Raw genomic sequence first — 22,974 nt, 5'->3', positions numbered from 1 at the left:
AATCTATTACTTGCCTACCTTCTCTATCCCTAGACTCATGCACTCAATGACGGTCATTTGGAATACCCTGCTTACTAACCGAGTTTGGATGACTTGGAACCTATTTCTCGCCTTACTTCCCCTGGCGATAAGTCTGTGGTTGTTCGGTCGACCTCGATCGCGCGCCATTCGCTGGGGAATCGTCGGTTTCACCGCAGCGATGTTTGTCGGGACGTATTTAAAATACCCGTCTTATCTGGTGGAAGAAATTTTTCAATTCTTCCAAAATATTCGCCCGATATATTTAGCGATCGCTGTGATTTTGACCCTCGGGCTGATGGGAATTGAGATGTGGATACTCGGTAAAAATAAATCTCGTTCCATATTTTGGTGGCTGGGCGTTATCGTGTTTATTGCCTTCTTACCCAACGCGCCTTACGTCTTGACTGATGTGATTCATTTGATTGAAGATATTCGTCGCGGTTACTCAGTTTGGCTGATTTCGTTGGTACTCATTCCTCAATATCTACTCTTTGTCGGGATTGGGTTTCAAGCCTATGTTTTGTCGTTGATGAATTTAGGACAATACATGACGCGCCAGGGTTGGGGACGGTTTGTTTTGGCAACGGAGTTAACGATTCACGCTTTGTGCGCGATCGGGATTTATTTAGGTCGATTTTGGCGGTTTAATAGCTGGGATTTAATCACAAAATTAGATACAGTTTTGCAAAGAATGGCGAACGAACTCCTGGATAAACGTCCGCTGATGATACTCTCTATTACTTTTGCCGTTATCGTGGGACTGTACTATATCTTGAAATGGGTGACCGAATCGATTATCATTGCCCGACAAGTCAAGAAAACGGCGGCTTTCGATCTATCTTTGCCATCCCTACAAGAATAAGTCAAATCTAATGCTGGAAAATCGCGATATTTTACGACGAAAACTGACTCCTTATTTATTTCTATTTCCAGCATTATTTTTCTTAGTTCTCACCGTCATTTATCCGGCGTTGCGGGGATTTTATCTCAGCTTCACTCGCTACGAATACGACCTCACTCAAGCACCAACTTGGGTGGGGTTTGCTAATTTTCAGCGATTGTGGGTCGATCCGCTCTTTTGGCAAACCTTACGGCAAACTCTATTGTATTTAGTCGGCGTCGTCCCCATTTTAGTGGTTCTGCCGTTGGGGTTAGCGATTTTAGTCGATCGCAAACTGAGGGGAATTATTTGGTTTAGAACGGCTTATTACACCCCCGTTGTGATTTCGATGGTTGTGGCGGGAATTGCTTGGAAATGGTTGTTCTCGGAAAATGGATTGCTCGATCGAATTGTGGGAGTTTTTGGATTTGAAAATGGCATCCCCTGGTTAACTAGTCCCAGATTAGCCATTTTTAGCGTCATGGCGGTCACCATTTGGAAGGGGTTGGGATACTATATGGTGATTTATTTAGCCGGGTTGCAAGGCATTCCAGGGCAGTTATACGAAGCGGCAGCCTTGGATGGTTCCGATGGCTGGCGGCGGCATTTGGATATTACCGTCCCCTTGATGAAACCTTATATCTTGCTCGTTGCTGTGATTTCATCCCTCTCGGCAACGAAAGTGTTTGAAGAGGTTTTCGTGATGACTCAAGGGGGACCGCGCGATAGTTCTCAAACCATTGTTTACTATCTTTACGAACAGGCGTTTAGTTATTTGGAAATGAGCTATGCTTGTGCCATCGGCTTGGTTTTATTTTTACTAATTTTAGGATTATCTATTTTAAATTTAAAACTTTCGAGTTCCGATGGATAAATCAAAGTCGTTTGTTTCAGTCGGAAAATTTATTTAAAAAAATAAAACATGGATAAAAATAACGCACCCCCCGAAGAGGTCGATCGCTATTTTCCAGACTTTCAGGATGTTGAAGACGCTCGCCTAAACTCGAACTTACCCAAACACTCCAAAAAAACAGAACCGAAGTCTAAAACTAGACTCAACGAATCTAAGAACATCGCAGATCGCTTCTTTCTCTATATTTTCTCCGTTAGCGTGGCTTTAGGCTTTTTGGGCACGATTATTCCCAAAACCAGTATCGAACGAACCATCAATTTAGAATTGGGTCAGCCCGTCGAAACCGTGACCTCAACGCAAGGGGATACTTTTACTCAAGTGGTGGGGTATTGCTTAGCTAGTGTAGCTGCAACAATGGGTTTGATTAAAAAGTTAGCGTCCAAATAAGTCTCAACTTGAAAATCGATCTCGAGTTTCAGACCGATCTCGGGGATACTCCAGTTGCAGTGCCACAAATGCCGCAGTCCGAGAACCGTAACACCCCTCGATATCCTGTAAGGTCGTATCCAGCCACGCAACAGGCAAAATTCGATCGTCAAGTTCGATAGTACGATCGACCTTTTTGTCTTCATCGGAAATGCGATCGGGTAAAATCCTTAAACCGCGCTTGCTCGTCACCCCCTCCGCCGAATCCGAGAGGGCAAACGCTTTGGAACGCCACGTCCGCGAGTAAGAATCGGCCATCAACGACAGCGCCACCTCATCGGTTCCCGGGTGAATGGGAAGTCCGATTTCTTCAGAAGACCAAAACGATAACCAGTTCCCGATCGCAGTCAAGACCTGTTCGATCCCCAGCTTGAAGGGTTTGCTGTCGTGTTGCGCCCCCCAATTCTCTACTCCCAAACGCCGCGCCGGGGAAGCCGCCCGGTCTCGACCGGCGATCGCCTCTACCAAAGCAATAGACACGGGAACCGAGGCACTGACTCCGGTGGTGGTGATGACATTCCCATCAGCGACGTAGCGAGTATTTCGCAGCCATTCGGTTTTGGGAAACTTCCGGGCTAAGTTGCTCAGAGAAAACCAATGTCCCACCCCTTTACGTCCGTCGAGCAATCCGGCATTTGCCAGGACCCAAACGCCATCGCAAATTCCGGCAACGATCGCACCTTTGCCCGCCTGTTCCTCTAGCCACCCCAGTAACACCGGGTCTTTTTGCCGCAAAACCGCTGGAACGATAACGTAGTCTGCCCCCTCAGGAAACCGATCGTCGAATTGTGAAATTGTGGCTTGGGGTTCGACGCGCAGGGTGGGAAACATCCGGATGGGTTCGGGTTCGGTGGCGATCGCCAAAACTCGCGCCACTCCCGACTCGGCAAGTACCCCGTAGGGCACGACGTAATCCGTCAGTTCGGTGAAGGAATTTTCCGCAACCACTGCGATAATTGGCTGTTGGCGATCGAAGCGGGGTTGGTAGGCTCGAATACTCAGATCTTGGGATGGAATTGGAGTCGTCGAAGTCGATTTTGCACCGGATGGAACGTTCTGTGTCATGACACCCACTCGTGTAAACTTACTCCGAATTATCCAACGATAGCTTTACTCATTGTAAATTTTGCTGCATTTCGATATTCTTGTGCGAATTGGAGGAAATCCCTCAAAAAGGGTAGTCGCAAACATTTAAACACAACAATCGAATTGCTCATTTCATCGCAGTTTCCCACCAACTTTGCAAAGGATGGTGTTTTGGTGGCACGTAATGTCCTTTTACTCGAATAGCATGAAGTACATCACGTAGGGTTGACGAATCCAGACCTGTTTCCTCTGACCAAGACCTAATGATCTCTGGAGTCGATAAAATTTGGAGGTGTGGTGCTTGCTCTTGAAAACATGAGATTGCCTTTTTATCGTCGGTAGCGATCGCCCATCCGCGATTCATCGCAATTGCACAAGTTGCCGACTCTCCATCATCCCCTAGTTCAAAAACATAGTTCACAAATGATATTTCTTCTTCTTCAGAGTCAAAATCCACGATTATGAGTGATTTTCCTGCTATAGCCGAATCAAACTGGACATATCCACTCTCTTCATCCTCGATACTTGGAAGCGTTTTCAACTCGCGCTCCAGCACAACTTTGCTAACTGCCACCTGAGCCGAAATCGTTTTCAAAATATCTAAAAAATGACCAGAAGCACAAAAGTTGAATATGCAGCAAGCATCCAAGATAAGGTGAGAGTGAGAAATTTGCATAACTCGATCTAGCCTCTTGTTATGCCTGCACTTGTCGCAGATCGAAATTTGCAGTTTCCTCTATCGTTCCACTTGAATACTCTCGTAAGTTTTGAGCGATACGACGAGCTTCTAGACGCTCGACCTTGAGAAAATCAGCAAAGCGACCCTCCGTAATTAGTCCCCGATCTAAGGCTTCAATGGCAAGGTGTTGATAGTGAATTGGAGCGAGATCGACTCGTTTTGGTATTTCTTCTAAACCCATTTCCTGTTGTACTTTTCTCACTTTTAGACCCCGATCTTTTAACCGCTCCCAGGTTCGAGATGGTAGAAGCTCCATTTCTTCTAACCGATACACTAGTGCTTGTACGGATACGCTGTAGTAATGAGCTAGAGTAAATAGATTTGTGGGCGTAAATTTCCCATTTGCACGGCACATATCGTTGAACCGCTTTAATAAGCTACTTGTTGGCATCAGAAAGTATTTGGGAAAAGCTTCCGCAAGTCGTTCGCTTTCTGGCATTCTTTTATACTGCCCATCGAAATCAATGACAGGCTTTCGTCGGTGAGCAAGAAAATGAAGATATCCGTGTGCGAGTGACCAACGACGTCGCTCTTCAGGATGGTTCGCATTAATTGCCATACACCCACCAATTTCTTCGTTATAACTGTAGATTTCAGAATATTTGGAAGGCATTTTTAAGTAGAAGATACGCAGTCCGACACTCTGCTCTAAAATATCCCGAAGAAGCGGAATGGGACTGTCTCCAAGCCCCAGTCGTTGGCGTTCTTCAACAGCAATACTTTCTGCTGCTCGATCGATGGGCATTCCACTGACTTCGTACTCGCGAGGATAGTTTTGTGGGAGCGGCGCATCCATGATTTCCTCAAGTTCCAGATAGTTTCGGCACAATTCCTCTAAGCAGACAATCACTGGTTCGATCTGCAACTCGTCTGATGAATTTCGTCGATAGGCAGCTCGAAACTGAACTTCAAAAGGTTGAACAACAGGACGGGGATGAACGAAGTCGCTAACAGCTCGTCCGTAAGCACGAGCAAGTTTGATGAGTTCAGCGGCCTTCAGACGACGTTCTCCTTTCTCGATCGCCACCATAGTGGTTCGTGCTGCATCAATCACTTTCGCAGCATCTGCCTGAGTCATGCCACATTTACTACGCGCTTGTTGAAGGAGTTCCCCCAATCTCCGCATATCAATAGTGTCAAGGACGTTATTTGTCATAGCATTGTCCCCCAACTTTTGCTCACCAACAGCCTGAAAGTCTTGCCTCTATCTGTTGTTTGCTATCCTCACTCCAAAACTCAGCACTAATCCTAGCTTTGACAGTATCCCATTCGGTAACGTAAGTCTGATAGAGTTCAATCAGATGATGCTGCATATCAACAGGCACGACATTATCCGCTTCTGCACTTCGATCCACGATGTCGTCTAGCTCCGGAAATGTTCGTGTTAAAGCTTCCCATTGAATGTTGGGTGAGTTTGAGACACCGAGCAGATTACGTAAGGTATCAACCTGTGCGAGCATATGCCGTAGATGCAAACTTCTATCAGTCGCTGATTTTCTCCCATGAGGTACGACATAGCGAGTTCTATCTTCTACCTTGGAAGCAATGAGTGCCTGTTTTCTCAAAAGACAAGAAGAACAGTATCCGCATTGAATTGGCTGCTCGGACTGACGATGTGGACTATCACACGATTTAGAGCATTGTGGTAGGTCGCTTCTTCCATCCTCAGCGATCGCCCTACACATTTTGGCTTTAGTCCAGAAAAGGAAAGGGTTTTGCACTCGGAATTTTTTCCCTAAAAGCTCTGAGACAACATCGCTAACCATCAGTAAAGTCAACGGATGAGCAGAACGAGAGTGGTCTAAGCCCACAGCAGATGCGCGGTATGGAAGATTGATTGCCCCAATGCCGTTCTCATATACATTAAGAATTTGCTGACCCATGAGGTGGGTACAAGCAACACCCAGGAGTGTAAATACAACACCTCGGGAACGGCAAAGCTTATTTTTACGTTGCATACTGCTATTTTGAAAGCGGATGGGAACGCGGAAAAGATGGCAACGATTAGGAAAAATAGATTGAACTTTGTTTGCAACTCGTCTTTGGTCGGCATAAACAACGTTGTTGCTACCAGTTCCGAACAGCACGAACGAAGTGTCTGAATACATCCGAAGACGAGTGTACAGACCCGCAAGAGCATCAAGACCACCACTCCATAGAGCCACTTCACATCCTTGAGGTGCGATTGGAAGAGATGGATGTTCGACAAGGCGTTCTGGTGCGCTCCTTCTTTGAAAATCGAAAATCCATTGACTGCCAGTTGTCCATTCCAGCAGATCTTCCAGCTTTGCCTGAAACGGTTCAGCACTCATTAATTCTGGATTGCGTACTGGAAGTACTACATGAAGGCGACGCTGCTGTTGTCTGAGATTGTGAGGTGAAAGGCGATCGGAAGCATAGATCGCAACGGCGAGGTCGATCAGATCGGCAATGATTGGTGGAAACTCCGCTTGAACTCGATATTCAAATACCTGGTCATCGATATTAATACCAATTGTTTGCTCTGTTCCCTGAATCCGATCGATAAAGTTGACTGACCCATGACGATTGAGTACAGAGTCAAAATACAGAATATAATCACTTTCATAGGGTTCCTGTGAAATCGAAGGTTTGTCGTTCATCACCGTAGATCCTCACCCATAAAGGCAGCATCTATCTCTTTGACTATTTGGCGTTTAGGTCGTCGTAGATTCGTTACATCTTCATTTGCATTTGCCTTTTGTGCCCATTTGCCGATTGCCACGACAAGATCTGGATGAATTATCTCAACTCGCTTTGTAAGCGTTACATGGTCAACGTCTGCATAATGATTTGGGGTTAGGGGAATTCTGTCTTCAAAGTTTGATTTGTAAACTTCCTGCATGTATCGTTTTACACAAATTTCTGAAAGATTGCTCGCATTTACTCTGCGGTCATAACGTAGATCGTGAAGAATACCTTTACCAGCACGAAGAACAATCTCTTTGTCATAATGCGAACATTGGACTTGTCTAGCAAGCCGATGTAACTCTACATTCAAAGCACCCCAGTTTCTAGAGCTATTCTCACTACCATCACCAAGAACTTGTTCTAACCTCTCTCCCATACGCTTAGCAAGTCGAACCGGAGCATTACCTTTTTTCTTGAGATCTCGCATCACGGCACCCATAACCACCCAGGCGCACTCATTACGATCTAGATCCCATTCACAGAGTTCTTTGTATGCTCTCTGATAGCGCCATGAAAGTTTATTGTGAATTATATCTCCGTCAGCCATGCTCATAACCTCCAAAGCATGGAGTTTGCTTTCATTATTCAATTTAGTCAAATAATCTGACAATGTCAACTTTTAATTGAAGTATGAGTATAAAAGTGTCAGAATATTCTCGATTAGCCGAAACCCTAAATAGCTCAAATTGGGGTTGATGAAGCAATCGTCAACCCCGATACCTGACTGCCTGAGACATTCAGTTTGATGATTTTCTTCTACGCTACTCAACCTTTTCCCGACGAGAGACCTTCCCAACCCGCTGTGGATTCGGGGATAATTGAGTCGGCGATGCCGATACCGCCCCCCACTGGTTAACCAATTGATTTAACACCACATCCTGGGCATCGCGGAATCCTTGCATGTTTACCCCAAGATTCATAATCGCGATCCAAATCGTACCCTTATCCTGGGTGGGAATCCCGCCGGCAATGGTACTCACGCGATTCAAACTTCCCGATTTCACCACCGAGAGTGCCGGAAGCGATCGCACCTCCAGAATCCCCTCATCTTTCCCAACCACTGCCACCACATCGGCCGCATTTAAATTCAGCGGTTCGAGGTATTCCTGCAAGGCCAGAAACAACGCCACCGCCGCACGGGGAGACATTTGATTGTCTTCTTCCAACCCCGAGCCGTTAATCAGTTGAATCTCTTGCGGGGGAACTCCCGTCGCTTCGACGGCGATTTGTTCCACCACATCCGCACCCCCCACCGCATCGGCAATGGTTTGCGCCACCATATTATTGCTGTAGCGATTCATCAGCTTGAGCTGTTCCGCCAGGGGAAGGGAATAGTGACGAAGCAGGGGTTTGATATTGGCTGGCGGCGACGCCACCCGAACGTTCCCCTCGATTTCCACTTGCGGACGAGGCGTTCCCGGCGGCAGGGTTTGATATTGAGTCTCCGCCGCCGAAGACCAAGTATTGCCGTTGAGGCCTTCTTTGAACAGTTCCCCGGAGTACTGGGAATCCACCTCGAAATTCATGTAGAATCCCTCTCGAACGATCAGATCTCCGGTGATGCGATCGATACCCATTTCGTTGAGAAGGTTCCCGACGGCGATCGCTTCTTCCCAAATCAATAGGGGATCGCTATCTCCGGTGACCACCAAATCCCCATTGAGGACTCCATTTTCGATCGAACCCGTCGTGCCTAATTCCGTGACGAATTCGCGATCGGGACCGAAGGTTTTCAGGGCCGCCAGTGCCGTTGCCACCTTGGTCACCGAAGCCGCCGGAAAACGGATCGTTCCCTGATGGTTGGCGAGTAACATATCCTCCGTTTGCATCCAAATTCCTTGCTCGGCGGTACCGAAACCCTGGGCATCGAGTTGAGCGAGGTAATCCTCCACTAAGCCTTGAATTGTGGGGTCGGGATTCTCTGGCAGTACGGTCAGCGGACTATCTGGCGTTGTATCTGCCTCCTCCACCCACGGCTGCGTCGAATCGGCGGGGGGAAGGCTGGCAGTAGCCTGAGAAACCGATGAGTCTTCGATCGATTCTTCAGTGGATTCTTCACGGGGGGAGCATCCGACAAGGGAGAATCCGATGGTTCCCATTGCCACCAACACCGCGATCGGTAAATGCATTCGTCTCAATTCGAGGGGACCTCCGACTGTGGCTCGACGGGGGAGATTTCGCGAGCTTTGTAAAACGTTTCTAGACTATCGCGATCGCCCACGTAACGCCAGTGCCAAGGCTCGTAAGCCACCCCTTGGGGATTATTGGGAGGAAAGGAAAGCTCAAAGCTGTAGTAGGGGGCGTTTTCCTCCAGCCAGCGAAAGGCTTCCGTTCTCTCGAAGTCTTGCATCAGATGAGTCGCCGGAACGTTCCCATCCCCAATATCGATGGCGTAGCCGGTATGATGTTCGCTGTAGCCGGGAGGAGCGCTGACTTCTGCCCGTTCTGAGGCACCCTGCCGGCGTTCGGCTTTGATGTCAAAAAATAAATATTCCTGGTCTTCTAGAGTCCGAAAAGCGGAAATGGGAGCCAAAATAATGCCTGCATTCCGCGCGGCGGCTTCCATCTCTAAATAGCGATCGGCCGCAGCTTGGCGCAACCGAAGGCTACCATCGGCGACGATCGGTTTGAGCTCGCTTTCCGAGGCAATGTTGTAGGGCAAATGTCCCAGCAGGTCGTCCCGGCTGGGTTGAGTCGAAGTTTCTGGGGCCGTTGAATTAGCACTTGAAGACGTCGCCACTTCTTCAGATTCGGAAGATGTCGCAGTGGAGTTGGATTGGGACTGTAATACCCAGAACAAACTCCCGGCTAAGGTGACAATGCCCAAACTCACCAATCCCATCAAGCCCAAAATCAGCCATTTTTGCCCGGCGGCAGCCGGTGAGGTGAGGGGTTCTACGCGATCTCGTAAGGCTTCTGGGATATCGTCTGACACAGTTCTTGAATAGCTGGTTGTTTTGTTCGATCCGCTCGCGTTCTGCAAAAACTTTCTCCTCAAAAATCGGCAAGCTCGAAACCACCTAAATTGTAAATGAATTGTAAACGAAGATTTGACACTCCCCCACTTAAAAGATGGGCATGGGTGACAAGTTAAGGAGTTCGATGGGATGTCAAGGGGGTACTTTTAGGGTGGATGCGATCGTGTAAAACTCAGACAGGATAAGTCATTAAGTTGGGGAATGCGATCGTGAGCCGAAACCGAAAAACGAATAGAGACCACGCCAGAAAAACCCAACGTCCGATGGTGGAATCGGAGGTGATGGCAGCTCAACTGGAAGTCTTAGTCACTCCCTTGAATACTGGCTTTCAGCTTTAACTTGCCACCCATGCAGGTTGCAGAAGAGCGGGTGTCAGGTTGAGCGCTTCCGATTCAATTCCGGTTAACCCTTTTACATTCCTTCATCTACCTTTAGATTTCCACGCCTACCTACTTAGCGTAAGGATTCAGGTATGGGATTCACTGGACTCAAATTCTTTCCCTGTCAGGCTTTCGCTGTTCGCGATCGCACTTTTTGTGAGAAATGCGGGTTAGATTGGAAATAACCTGAATCAAACAAGCTTCGTGAACAGTTCCTCAAACTCTTCAAACCGTTTACAACACAACCTGAGGCGTTATTCTACGGCCGGAGTTTTTTGCGTCAGTTTAGTGGTGGCATTGGTCAGTGTTATTCCCCTCTACAACAAGCTGAAAACAGCTCAGGAGAAAGACCTCCAGGCTAAACTGAGTAACCGAACGTTAGCGGTCCAACAGGTGCGGCAAGGCAAGATTCAGGTTGCCGAACAGGTCACGAGCCGTACCTTTGCCCGACGGATACTTTCTGACTACGTTCGGGGCGAGGCAAGCTTGACCCAGTTGCAGGAACTGAGTTTGTTCGATCTAGAGGATGCGATCGATAAAAGCAAGTCATTGGTGGGGGTCAGTCGCTTCGATCGCACCAACCAACTTCTGGTTCATGTCGGCGTTGACTCGACCCTGGGCCTGGGGGACATTCTCCAAGGGGAAACGGACGAGTCCATCACAGTTGGCCCGATCGCGATCGATCGTCACCCCCATCTCTTGGTGAGTAGCCCCATTTTTTCCGATCGGCAAGAGCGGATTGGCCGGGATATTGCTGTGTTTAGGATGCTCGACATGGAGAGGCTCGTTGGGGAATCCAGCGGCCTGGGGGAGACGGGCGAGATGCTCTTGGCCCAAGAGAAGGGGGACACCTTAGCGTTGTTCTTTCCCTTGCGAAACGGTTCGCAGGTGCTGCCAGAACCCTTGGTTCGGGTACTCAAAGATACGATCGCCCAAGATACAACGGGAATTGAACATTACAACGGTCAGGTCATTGCCTTTGGGACCTTGCCGAATACGGACTGGGTCATTGCAGTGCAGATGGAGCGCCAGGAACTGTATGGTGCGGTGAACCGAGATTTGATTTTTGTCGGTCTGGCAGTCTTTGGGGTCAGCACGATCGCCACAGTTGGTTTGGTTTTCGTTTTGCGTCCTCTGATTGGACGGGTTACAGATGCTGATGAGTTAGAGAAAGAGGTGCTTGCCAAAACAATAGCCTTTGAGGAACTCAAGCAAACCCAAATTCAATTAGTCCAGTCCGAAAAAATGTCGAGCCTGGGTCAATTAGTGGCAGGCGTTGCCCATGAGATCAATAACCCAGTGGGGTTCCTAAAAGGGAATATTCCACCCGCCCAATACCATGTAAAGGATCTGCTCGGACTGATTGATTTGTATCAAGAAAAAATGCCCAATCCAGATGCAGATATTGAAGATGAAATTAAAGCGATTGACTTGGAATTTGTGCGGCAAGACTTGCTCAATCTGATCGACTCGATGAATTCAGGAGTGGATCGCATTCGCAATATCAGTGATGCTTTGCGTATCTTCTCTCGTCAGGATCGAGATCGTAAGACAGAATTTAATATCCATGAGGGCATTGATAGTACAAGACTAATCCTTAAGCATCGAACCAAGGGCAATGAACAGCGACCAGCAGTTGAAGTTGTCAAGAACTATGGTGAGCTACCGGAAGTGCAATGTTTTCCAGGTCAGTTAAATCAGGTGTTTATGAACATCTTTGCCAATGCCCTTGATGCCTTTGAGGAAGCCAATCTAGGCAAAACCTTCGAGGAGATTAAAGCCGATCCTAATATAATTACGATTACCACTTCAGTGGTTGATAAACAGGTGCAAATTCAGATCCAAGACAATGCCTGTGGAATGAAACCCGAAACGATCGAACGAATTTTTGAGCAGGGGTTTACCACCAAAGAAGTTGGCAAAGGAACCGGTTTGGGGATGGCGATCGCGCATCAAATCATCACGGAGAAGCATGGTGGCTCGATCGAATGCAGTTCAGAGCAAGGCATAGGAACAATCTTCACGATCGCATTACCCATTGTCTAGACATCACCATCCTCAGCACAACAGCAGAGAATCCTCGTAAAACCACGATCTCTCTTCATCCGTAAGCATTCAGCTCTTAGGAATGAGAATTAAATTAAGCCAGATTTTTTGGGAGTAGTCTTTCAACTCTCAACTCTCGAATCCACCTCGGAAATTAGGGGATTATTAAATTCTCATTCCTTAGCTATCAGCAGTCAGCTTTAAACCAGCTCGAAGAGCTAAAATTCCAACAGATTCATAGACCAAAGACGATAAACTCTTTCCGTCGGGAGCATCTCATTTTTCTTCACATTTCATGTCGCAAAATGACTCCGGAGGAGTATCGCCACAAATGCTTAGCGGTTCTCAAATCAGCCCTCACTGATTTTAAATCTCAAGTCCCCCTTCATAAGGGGAGGCAGCATCGCCAGAGGGGTTTCCCCCAGTAGAACGACTGCCGTGGATGCGCGGGAGATCTTCCGGACCTCATCCATTCGAGAAACGCTATAGACTCTTGGAGACCGCCAAAATTTCAGAAGTTTTAGCGTGGAAAAAGTTTAATTGGTAAGCGGCTTTAGAGTTTTAAGCTGACGACTGACGGCTAATACCTGAATGCTTACAATTTTTGTTCGATCGAAAAAAAAAAAGAATGTATTGGCTCGAGCGTTTTAGAAGAGAGCGATCGAAAAAAAATCGATAAATATACCATATCGATCGGTGTTTTTGCAGAATCAGAAAAAATCTTCTCTGTGAATTCACGATGAAATGCATCTTTAATCAAAGCGATCGAACTCACGTTTGCCTCGATTTGCGTTTGCTAAGCTAGAAAATAGCTAGAGTTGGATAACTTCAAAATAAACCCATCGAATCCAACAAGCTGACAATAATATTTCATTTTTCTACTACTCTTCTTAGTGTTGAATCGGATTGTGTTTTTGTGTGAGCTATAGGGTGCCTTCTCAATCCGAACTGATAATTCTTGTCTGTCCTTTTTTATCGATTTTTGCCGAATGTCCCATCCCAAACCCTTCACCCTGGTGTGGGTTGTTTCAACCTGCACGGTAATTTTTGCTCCGGCGATCGCCCTGGCTCAACCCATTATCCCCGATAACGATGGCACCGGAACCCTCGTCACCCCAGAGGGCGATCGATTCAATATTCACGGGGGACAGACTTCCGGGGATGGGACGAACCTCTTTCACAGCTTCCAGGAATTTGGCTTGGATGCGGGACAAACGGCGAACTTCCAGTCTTCTCCGGAAATCCAGAATATTTTGGGACGGATTACGGGGGGCAATGCATCCCTTATCGATGGCTTAATTGAAGTCACTGGAAGCAACGCCAACCTGTTTTTAATGAACCCGGCAGGAATTGTTTTTGGCGACAACGCCCAACTGAACGTCCCGGCGTCCTTTACCGCCACTACCGCCACGGGAATTGGTTTGGATGGCGGCTGGTTTCATACCTTTGGCAGCAACGACTATACTGCCCTGGTGGGAACCCCCAACGCTTTTGATTTTGCCACCCTCGCCCCCGCAGGCATTGTCAATCGCGGCAATTTAACCGTGGCAGATGGGGCGAATTTGAACTTGTTCGGCGGTACGGTGGTGAGTACGGGAACCCTACAAGCCGAGGGGGGTGAGATTTCGGTGGCGGCAGTACCGGGGGAAAACCTGCTGCGGTTGAGTGCCGAAGGTAATATCCTTAGCCTGGAAGTTTCGCCGGCAACCTCTTCGTTTTCTCTTTTAAATCCGCGATCGCTACCGGAATTGTTAACCCTAGGGGAATCGATCGCCGATGCCGATACCCTCGTGGTGAATCCAGACGGAACGGTGGCGTTAACGGGTTCTGGGTTGCGAGTGGAAGATGGGGATGTCGTTGTTGTCGGTGGCGAAAACTCAGAACCGAACCTGCGATCGGGCAGTGCTATCCTCGCAGCCGATCGCAATTTAACCTTAACCGAAACTCAACTCTCCACCACTGGCGATTTAACCCTGCTAGCGGGGGACACCCTACAAGTTCGCGATAGCATCGCCAATCGGGTTCTCACGGAAGCCGGAGGCGATCTATCTCTGCGGGGGACTCGCGGCATCGATATTCTAGCTTTGAACCATCCCCAAACCCCCTTCGTCAGCGGAGGGGATCTGAGTTTGGCAAGTGGGGGTCTCATCTCGGGAGATGCCCACTATTCCACGGGGGGTAATTTCTCGATTCTCACCCTGGATGGAGAACCGGGGGAATTTTTCAGCCTCATCGATCCGATTATTTTCGCCAATGGGGATGTCACCTTCGGCGATTATACGGGACCATCGCTGGTTATCGAAGCCACCGGAGAAATTACGACGGGGAACATTACCATTAATGGCATCGATCCGAATATTGCCGACGAACCCGTGTTGATTTTGCGGGCGGGAAGAACGCCAACGCCGATTACATTAGGCGTGGGAGGAACGACAACGGAAGCCGGAACGGTATTTAGTGCCGCCTCTACCGCTGCTGCATCCCCAGGAATTGAGGCTGGGAATATTCTCATCGATGCCGGGGGAATCGGGGGACTAACCTTTTTAGAAGCCCCTGGAAATATTACTGCCGGATCGATCGAATCGAATGGGGGAACGATTTTCCTCAATAGCATCGCTGGATCGATTTCTACCACCGGATTGCTGGATTCGACGGCGGCGACGGGAGATAGCGGACTTATTGCCCTGCAAGCGAATGGGGATATTACTGCCAGTGGGTTGGATGCTTCGAGTGATGATGCCAATCCTGGGGATGTGACGCTGTATAGCGTGACAGGGGATATTGATGTAGATGCGATCGATGCGTCTTCTGTGGATGGTGAGGGAGGAGAAGTCTTACTGTTTGCAGGAGAAGGGGCGATCGCTGCTGGGGATATTGATACGTCTAGCGAAAATAGCATCGGCGGTAACGTCACCCTGCAAGGTTTGGAAAACGTCACCACCGCAAGTATCGATACATCGGGGATTTCAGGCGGGGAAATTGACCTTCGCAGTACCAATGGCGGTGTTGCCAGTCGCGGCATCCTCACGAGTGGGGGAGAAAACATCACCCTTCAAGCGGCATCGGATGTGTCCGCAGTGGATATTTTCTCGAATAGTGGAGAGATTCTCCTCAACAGTACCACTGGGGAAATTTCGACGACGGGAACCCTCGATTCGACGGCAGATACCGGAAGCGGTACGATTCAACTCGCCGCAGATGGAGATATTACTGCCAATAATTTCAATACATCTAACAACAATGGCAATGCTGCGGATATTACCGTCTTTAGCCAAACGGGAAATATCGGTACTGGGGTAATTGATGCCTCTTCTGTCGATGGTGAGGGGGGAGAAGTTCTCCTCTTTTCTCAAGAAGGGGCGATCGCGGCTGGAGATATCGATTCTTCCAGTGAAAATAGCATCGGCGGCAACGTCACCCTGCAAGGTTTGGAAGATGTAACCACCGCAAGTATCGATACATCGGGGATTTCTGGTGGTGCGATCGACCTTCGCAGTACCAATGGCGGTGTTGCCAGTAGTGGAACCCTCACCAGTGGCGGCGAAGATGTTACGTTGCAAGCTTCTGGAAATGTCACCGTTGCCGATATTTTCTCGAATAGTGGAGAGATTCTCCTCAACAGTACCACTGGAGAAATTACCACCACCGGAACTCTCGATTCAACCGCAGATAGAGCAAGCGGGACGATTCAACTCGCCGCAGATGGGGATATTACTGCCAATGATTTCAATACGTCTAGTCGCGATGGCAACGCTGCGGATATTACGGTGTTCAGCCAGACGGGAAATATCGAGACGGGGGAAATTGATGCATCATCCGTAAGTGGCGATGGCGGAACCGTACAACTCCATGCAGAATCGGGAAGTACCAGTGCTGGCAATATCGATACATCGAGTAATCGCAACAGTGGCGATGTTACCTTGTTTGGCGAAGATGGCGTGACGACGGCGAGTATCGACGCATCGGGTTCTGGCGGGGAAATAGATCTTCGCAGTACCCATGGCGGTATTGCCAGTAGTGGAACCCTCACCAGTGGCGGCGATGATGTTTCCTTGCAAGGGTCTGGAAATGTAACCGTTGCCGATCTTTTCTCGAATGGCGGTGAAATTCTCCTCAACAGTACCACTGGAGAAATTACCACTACCGGAACCCTCGATTCAACGGCAGATAGCGGAAGTGGGACGATTCAACTCGCCGCAGATGGGGATATTACCGCCAATAATTTCAACACGTCCAGTCGCGATGGCAATGCTGCGGATATTACGGTGTTTAGCCAGACGGGAAATATTGGTACGGGAATAATCGATGCATCTGCGGCAGATGGTGATAGCGGAACCGTACAACTCCATGCAGAATCCGGCAGTACTAGCAGCGGCGATATCGATACATCGAGTAATAGCGGCAACAGTGGCGATGTTACCTTGTTTGGCGAAGATGGCGTGACGACGGCGAGTATCGATGCGTCCGGTTCAGGGGGGGAAATCGACCTTCGCAGTACCAATGGCAGTATTGCCAGTAGCGGAACTTTAACCAGTGGCGGCGAGGATGTTTCCCTGCAAGCTTCTGGAAATGTAACCGTTGCCGATCTTTTCTCTAATGGCGGTGAAATTCTCCTCAACAGTACCACTGGGGCAATTTCGACCACTGGAACCCTCGATTCAACCGCAGATACCGGAAGTGGGACGATTCAACTCGCCGCAGATGGGGATATTACGGCTAATAATTTCAATACTTCCAATACCAATGGCAATGCTGCGGATATTACTTTGTTCAGCCAAACGGGAAATATTGGTACCGGGGAAATTGATGCATCATCCGTAAGTGGCGATGGCGGAACCGTGCAACTCCATGCAGCATCCGGCAGTACCAACAGTGGCAATATCGATACATCGAGTAATCGCGGCAACAGTGGCGATGTCACCTTGTTTGGCGAAGATGGCGTGACGACGGCGAGTATCGATGCATCGGGTTCTGGCGGGGAAATCGATCTTCGCAGTACCAATGGGGGTATTGCTAGTAGCGGAACTTTAACCAGTGGCGGCGAGGATGTTACGTTGCAAGGGTCTGGAAATGTAACTGTTGCCGATATTTTCTCCAATGGCGGTGAAATTCTCCTCAACAGTACCACTGGAGAAATTACCACCACTCGAACCCTCGATTCAACCGCAGATAGAGCAAGCGGGACGATTCAACTCGCCGCAGATGGGGATATTACCGCCAATAATTTCAATACGTCCAGTCGCGATGGCAACGCTGCGGATATTACGGTGTTCAGCCAGACGGGAAATATCAGTACGGGGGCAATTGATGCATCATCCGTGAGTGGCGATGGGGGAACCGTACAACTCCATGCAGCATCCGGCAGTACCAGCAGTGGCAATATCGATACATCGAGTAATCGCCGCAACAGTGGCAATGTCACGCTGTTTGGCGAAGATGGCGTGACGACGGCGAGTATCGATGCGTCCGGTTCCGGCGGGGAAATCGACCTTCGCAGTACCCATGGGGGAATTGATACGAGGCGCGGAACCCTTACCAGTGGCGGTAAAGATGTGACTCTTCGGGGATTGGGCAATATCGCAGCCGCAGGTATTGTGTCTAACGAGGGAGAGATTCTTCTCAACAGTACCACTGGAGAAATTACGATCGCCGGAACTCTCAATTCAACGGGTGATACCGGAACCGGGTCGATCGAACTTGCCGCCCAAGGCAATATTACCGCCGAGCGTTTCAACACCTCTAGCAACAATGGCAATGCTGGGGATGTCACCCTGTACAGCGCAAGGGGTAATATCGTCACGGAAAGCGTTGATGCATCGGCGATCGATGGCGATGGGGGTACGGTACGGTTCCATGCCGAATTCGGGAGTATTACGGCGGGAAATCTCGACACCTCCAGCGAGAACGGAAACAGCGGCGATGTGACGCTATTTGCCAGGAATAACTTGACAACGGCAAGCATTAATGCTTCCGGTTCTGGCGGCGCGATCGACCTTCGCAGTACCCATGGGGGAATTGATACGAGGCGCGGAACCCTTACCAGTGGTGGCGAGGATGTGACTCTACAGGGATCGGGCAATGTCGCAGCAGCAGGTATTGTGTCGAATGGGGGAGAGATTCTCCTCAACAGTACCGCTGGAGACATTACCACCACTGGAACTCTCGATTCAACGGCAGATACCGGAAGCGGGTCGATCGAACTTGCCGCCCAAGGCAATATTATCGCCGATCGTTTCAACACCTCTAGCAACAATGGCAATGCGGGGGATGTGACACTGTACAGCGTAACGGGTAATATCGGCACGGAAAGGGTTAATGCATCGGCGATCGATGGTGATGGGGGTGCGGTACAACTTCATGCCGAATCGGGGAGTATAACGGCGGGAAATATCGACACCTCCAGCGAGAACGGCAACAGCGGCGATGTGACGCTATTTGCCAGAAATGACTTGACAACGGCGAGTATCGATGCGTCGGGTTCGGGCGGGGAAATCGACCTTCGCAGTACCCATGGGGGTATTACGAGTAGCGGAACTCTAACCAGTGGCGGCGATAATATTACCCTACACAGTCGAGGGAGACTCACCACCCAAGATATTACCTCTGGTGGCGGCACGATCGAGCTGCGGTCGTCTAATAGCGGGATTAATACGACAAATGGCACGATCGATTCCTCGGGAACTGGGGGGAATGGGGGAGATGTCACCCTACACAGTCTAGGGGGACTCACCACCCAAGATATTACCTCTGGTGGCGGCACGATCGAGCTGCGGTCGTCCAATGGCGGGATTAACACGACAAATGGCACGATCGATTCCTCGGGTAGGAAAAATGGGGGGGATGTCACCCTACACGCTCGAAGAAATCTGACCACCCAGGATATTACCTCCGATGGCGGGAATATTAGCTTGACATCCTCTAGCTCGATCTCGAGCAATGGCACGATCGATTCCTCGGGAACGAGGGCAAATGGCGGTAATATCGATCTACTGAGCAGTCGCAGGATAGACACCCACGATGTCACCTCTGGCGGAGGAAATATTAAGCTGAAGACATCGGGAGGAGATAGTACGATCGATACTCGAGGTGGAACGATTGATTCGCGAGCGGCAGGTCAAACGGGAACAACTCGGACAGCCGCTTCGTTCCGTCCCAGATTGGGACAGAACGAAGGGACTATTCGCATTGGAAGGGTGATTAGCGGATCGGGCAATCGCGTCAGCCTCAAAGTCCCGTCTCGCCAGACCAGTAGCGGTCCTGTCGTGAATGGCAATTCCCCCAATGCGCCTTCTGCACCGCCTCAGGTGGTCGCACTAACCGCCCCAAGTATTGCCAGTACCGCAGGAACCCTCAATGCAGCCAACATTGCCGGGAGCGCAGGAACCATCGATGCACCTAACATTGCCAGTACCGCAGGAACCATCGATGCACCTAACATTGCCGGGAGCGCAGGAACCATCGATGCACCTAACATTGCCAGTACCGCAGGAACGATTGCACCTAACATTGCCAGTACCGCAGGAACCATCGATGCACCTAACATTGCCAGTACCGCAGGAACCATCGATGCACCCAACATTGCCGGGACCGCAGGAACGATTGCACCTCCAGACATTACCGTGACGCTTCCCGATATCGTGCCCCCACCGGTTGCACCACCTCCATCGATCGCGAATGCAGACATCGCTGCAGACAATGCAGGCAATCTAGATAATGCCACCCCCAGCATCTCAGATTCGGGGAACGCGACAACCCCTCTGAATTCACTGGCAACGAATTCGCAATCTACCTCCATTTCCACTGAGGCAACCAGTACGATCGAGACGGGTTCGGGAACTGCCCCAACGGTTTCAACCCCCATCGCCACCCCCATTACCTCAATTCCGACGGAAACCCGCACCGAAACCGTTGCAGCCAATCCGGATTCGGGAACGACCTCGATCTCCCCAATCCCAACGGAAACCGTCGCAACACCCATCGAAACACCAATAGCCTCCACTCCAACCGACGCACCCGTAACCGCAACTCCCACAGAAGTTGCCCTCCTCCCAGATACCTCGCGAACTTCCACACCTGCAACGCCAGAAACGAACGCTCCTGGTACGAATGCCGACACATCGATCGTCAATTCTGGTGCAAATACTCTCGATCTCGTAAGTTCTGCCAATCTCGAAATCCGTAATTCTACCCCAAATGACGATCGAGCGTTACACACTCTGGCTCGAGAGGCTGGGAACTGTCTGGAGGCAACGGGATTGCTCGGATCGGAAGCGGGAACGGCTTTAGAGGCTGCCCCGACAGACTACACCGAAGCGATCGCCTGCTATCAAACCAACCTAGAATTTGCCCGAAAAAGCGGCGATCGCCCCCGCGAACAGTACACTCTGTATAACCTTGCCACTTCCTACTACGCCATCGGTAACTACGCCGAAGCCCTGTCATACCACCAACAGGGTTTAGCGGTTTCTACATCGGAGGGCAATCTTCTCGAACAGGCGAAAGCTTGGAAAGGGGTGGGGGACACCTACGGAGCGATCGGCAGTTTCGATCGCGCCATCGAAGCCTACGAAAGCGGTTTGGAAATCGCTCGATCGATGGACTCTGTGGCGTTAGAAGGGGAACTTCTGCGCAATTTAGGACAGGTATACTACGCTCGCCAAGACTACGAAACGGCACGGGAACTGCAACAGCAGAGTTTAGTCCTAGCCATCCAAGCAGGCAACCGAACTGCGGAAGGGAATGCCCTCAACGCACTAGGACTCACCCGTTACAAACTGACAGATTACGACGCAGCGATTTCCCTGCAACAACAAAGTTTAAACATTGCCCGAGAACTGGGCGATCGAACCCTCGAAGGACGAGCGTTGGAAAACTTGGGACTCACCTACTATGCCCGCGAAGAATACGACACCGCCATCGACTACCACCAGCAAAGCCTCGCCATTGCCCGCCAAAACAGCGATCGCCACGGCGAAGCTCGCGCCCTGAATAACTTGGGGGATGCCCTCGATCGTGCCGGAAAACTAGAGGAATCGGAGGAAACCCTCCTCGCGGCGATCGAAACCTGGGAATCTCTGCGGAAGAATTTGGGCGATCGCGATCTCGATCGGGTGGCAATCTTTGAAACCCAAGAAACCACCTACAGCACCTTACAGGAAAATTTGGTGTCTCGCGATCGATTCGAAACCGCCCTCGAAATTACGGAACGGGGACGCTCTCGGGCATTCGTAGATTTGCTCGCTCGCCGCCAAGGGGGACAAGCACAGGAATCGGCAGAGTCGGAAATCCAACCCCCCAATATCGACGAGATTCGCGCCATCGCCCGAGAACAAAATTCGACTCTCGTCTCCTACTCCGTGATTCAGGAAGTGGTGGAAGCCGAAGGGGTGCGACAGCTTCAGGACAAAGAACTATATATTTGGGTGGTGCAACCCACGGGAGATATGGCATTTCGCCGCAGCAGTTTAGAATCGGTCGTTGCCGAGCGGGGTTCTTTGCAAAAGTTAGTGACGAATTCCCGCTGTTTTTCGGTTCCCTGTCTGCGCCGCAAGGGAGTCTCCCGAAATACGTCCGATCGCCCCCTCAATCCAGATTTGCAGCAACTCTACCAACTCACCATCGAACCGATCGCCGATTTGCTCCCCCAAAACCCCGAAGAGCGGGTTACGTTCATTCCCCATCGCTCGATGTTTTTAATCCCGTTTCCCGCCCTGCAAGATGCTTCCGGACAATATCTGATCGAGCAACAGACGATTTCGACTGCTCCCTCGATTCAGGTACTCGCCCTCACTCACCAACAACAACAGCGAAACGCCCAGCGCAATCTCGGGCGCAATCTCGGGGAAGCCCTAGTGGTGGGCAACCCCACCATGCCGTCAGTTGCCTTTAGTGCCGGGGATACGCCCTACCAACTCGATCCCCTTCCCGGCGCAGAGTCAGAAGCCATTGCCATTGCCCAGTTGTTGGGAACTGAAGCACTGACGGGGGACGGGGCTACCGAAAAGGCGATCGTTGAGGGAATGTCTCGATCGCGCATCGTTCACCTGGCCACCCACGGATTGCTCGAGGATTTCCAAGGATTGGGATTGCCAGGAGCGATCGCGGTTGCACCCTCCGATGGCAGCGATGGCTTGCTCGCGTCTGGGGAGATTTTCGACCTGGATTTAAGTGCCGAGTTGGTAGTGCTGAGCGCCTGCCACACCGGACAGGGTCGCATTTCTGAAGATGGTGTGGTGGGATTGTCGCGATCGTTTATGGCGGCTGGGGTTCCCAGTTTGGTGGTGTCGCTGTGGGCGGTTCCCGATGATTCCACTTCGGATTTAATGGTGGAGTTTTATCGCCAGCTTACCACGACTCCCGACAAAGCCCAAGCTTTGCGCCAAGCCATGCTATCGACTTTGGAAAAATATCCCAGTCCCGAACATTGGGCGGCTTTTACCCTCATGGGCGAATCTTAACTTTTCACCTTAATTAATTGGAGTTTAGACAAAGTTAACAGCTTGAAGCCTCAAACCCTTATCCTGACAAGATTTGAGTGTTTGCAAACCAACGTGGGGATTGAAAACCTAAAATGCTGACCCCGTCTGGGTTGTAGCCTTCTTCATCGAAGTTTTGTCTAAACTCCAGTAATTAACGTCAGGCGCGGATTAAGCCGAAGGCGGTATCAAGCTAACTGGAGGTGGGTGGGAAAGAGCGATTTGAGCTCCTTGAGATTGAGGCGCTCGAGGGAACACTCAAATTCTGACTCACCAGAATCGGGGATAGCGCTTTTCCCCACACCCCACACCCCACACCCC

13 protein-coding genes are annotated in these 22,974 nt (G+C 50.0%); 6 read left to right on the top strand and 7 right to left on the bottom strand.

Annotated elements, in window-relative coordinates; genetic code table 11:
* The first annotated feature begins 88 nt into the window (after nucleotides 1-88).
* From AC2215_RS26345 to AC2215_RS26335, 3 genes are read left to right on the top strand one after another with little or no spacing between them, the layout of a single operon-like run.
* On the top strand, nucleotides 89-883 hold the full coding sequence (locus AC2215_RS26345; RefSeq protein WP_486813008.1) for a DUF1361 domain-containing protein: 795 nt from the start codon (nucleotides 89-91) through the stop codon (nucleotides 881-883).
* A 10-nt stretch (nucleotides 884-893) separates the two neighbouring features.
* Nucleotides 894-1,775 carry a carbohydrate ABC transporter permease gene (locus AC2215_RS26340; RefSeq protein WP_486813007.1) on the top strand — a complete coding sequence of 294 codons (882 nt, stop codon included), beginning with the start codon at nucleotides 894-896 and terminating at the stop codon, nucleotides 1,773-1,775.
* Nucleotides 1,776-1,823: 48 nt separating this feature from the next.
* Nucleotides 1,824-2,201: a hypothetical protein gene (locus tag AC2215_RS26335; protein WP_486813006.1), complete on the top strand. Its 378-nt coding sequence runs from the start codon at nucleotides 1,824-1,826 to the stop codon at nucleotides 2,199-2,201.
* Between the two features lie 3 nt (nucleotides 2,202-2,204).
* On the opposite strand, the gene AC2215_RS26330 is transcribed toward AC2215_RS26335, so the two are convergent.
* From AC2215_RS26330 to AC2215_RS26300, 7 genes are all read right to left on the bottom strand, one after another.
* On the bottom strand, nucleotides 2,205-3,305 hold the full coding sequence (locus tag AC2215_RS26330) for a DJ-1/PfpI family protein (RefSeq protein ID WP_486813005.1): 1,101 nt from the start codon (nucleotides 3,303-3,305) through the stop codon (nucleotides 2,205-2,207).
* 148 nt (nucleotides 3,306-3,453) lie between these two features.
* Complete coding sequence (locus AC2215_RS26325) at nucleotides 3,454-4,002, bottom strand: hypothetical protein (RefSeq protein ID WP_486813004.1); 549 nt, start codon at nucleotides 4,000-4,002, stop codon at nucleotides 3,454-3,456.
* A 19-nt stretch (nucleotides 4,003-4,021) separates the two neighbouring features.
* Nucleotides 4,022-5,221 carry an ImmA/IrrE family metallo-endopeptidase gene (locus tag AC2215_RS26320; RefSeq protein ID WP_486813003.1) on the bottom strand — a complete coding sequence of 400 codons (1,200 nt, stop codon included), beginning with the start codon at nucleotides 5,219-5,221 and terminating at the stop codon, nucleotides 4,022-4,024.
* A gap of 22 nt (nucleotides 5,222-5,243) precedes the next feature.
* Nucleotides 5,244-6,686 (bottom strand): 7-cyano-7-deazaguanine synthase, encoded by a 1,443-nt coding sequence (locus AC2215_RS26315; protein WP_486813002.1) that lies wholly within the window; start codon nucleotides 6,684-6,686, stop codon nucleotides 5,244-5,246.
* Nucleotides 6,686-7,390 (bottom strand): hypothetical protein, encoded by a 705-nt coding sequence (locus tag AC2215_RS26310; protein WP_486813001.1) that lies wholly within the window; start codon nucleotides 7,388-7,390, stop codon nucleotides 6,686-6,688. Before AC2215_RS26310 ends, AC2215_RS26315 begins: the two co-directional genes overlap by 1 nt.
* Nucleotides 7,391-7,535: 145 nt before the next feature.
* A complete protein-coding gene (locus AC2215_RS26305) occupies nucleotides 7,536-8,903 on the bottom strand; it encodes a D-alanyl-D-alanine carboxypeptidase (RefSeq protein WP_486813000.1) in 1,368 nt (455 codons plus the stop codon).
* Nucleotides 8,904-8,908: 5 nt separating this feature from the next.
* Entirely contained in the window at nucleotides 8,909-9,757 is an 849-nt protein-coding gene (locus AC2215_RS26300) for a M15 family metallopeptidase (RefSeq protein ID WP_486812999.1), read from the bottom strand.
* A gap of 204 nt (nucleotides 9,758-9,961) precedes the next feature.
* On the opposite strand from AC2215_RS26300, the gene AC2215_RS26295 reads away from it, so the two are divergent.
* From AC2215_RS26295 to AC2215_RS26285, 3 genes are all read left to right on the top strand, one after another.
* Entirely contained in the window at nucleotides 9,962-10,090 is a 129-nt protein-coding gene (locus AC2215_RS26295; RefSeq protein WP_486812998.1) for a hypothetical protein, read from the top strand.
* A gap of 246 nt (nucleotides 10,091-10,336) precedes the next feature.
* Nucleotides 10,337-12,178 carry a sensor histidine kinase gene (locus tag AC2215_RS26290; RefSeq protein WP_486812997.1) on the top strand — a complete coding sequence of 614 codons (1,842 nt, stop codon included), beginning with the start codon at nucleotides 10,337-10,339 and terminating at the stop codon, nucleotides 12,176-12,178.
* A gap of 989 nt (nucleotides 12,179-13,167) precedes the next feature.
* On the top strand, nucleotides 13,168-22,635 hold the full coding sequence (locus tag AC2215_RS26285; protein ID WP_486812996.1) for a CHAT domain-containing protein: 9,468 nt from the start codon (nucleotides 13,168-13,170) through the stop codon (nucleotides 22,633-22,635).
* Nucleotides 22,636-22,974: the final 339 nt, after the last annotated feature.

The sequence above is a fragment of the Zarconia sp. genome (genome assembly GCF_057467645.1).
This window is presented reverse-complemented; position numbering and strand designations above follow the sequence as displayed.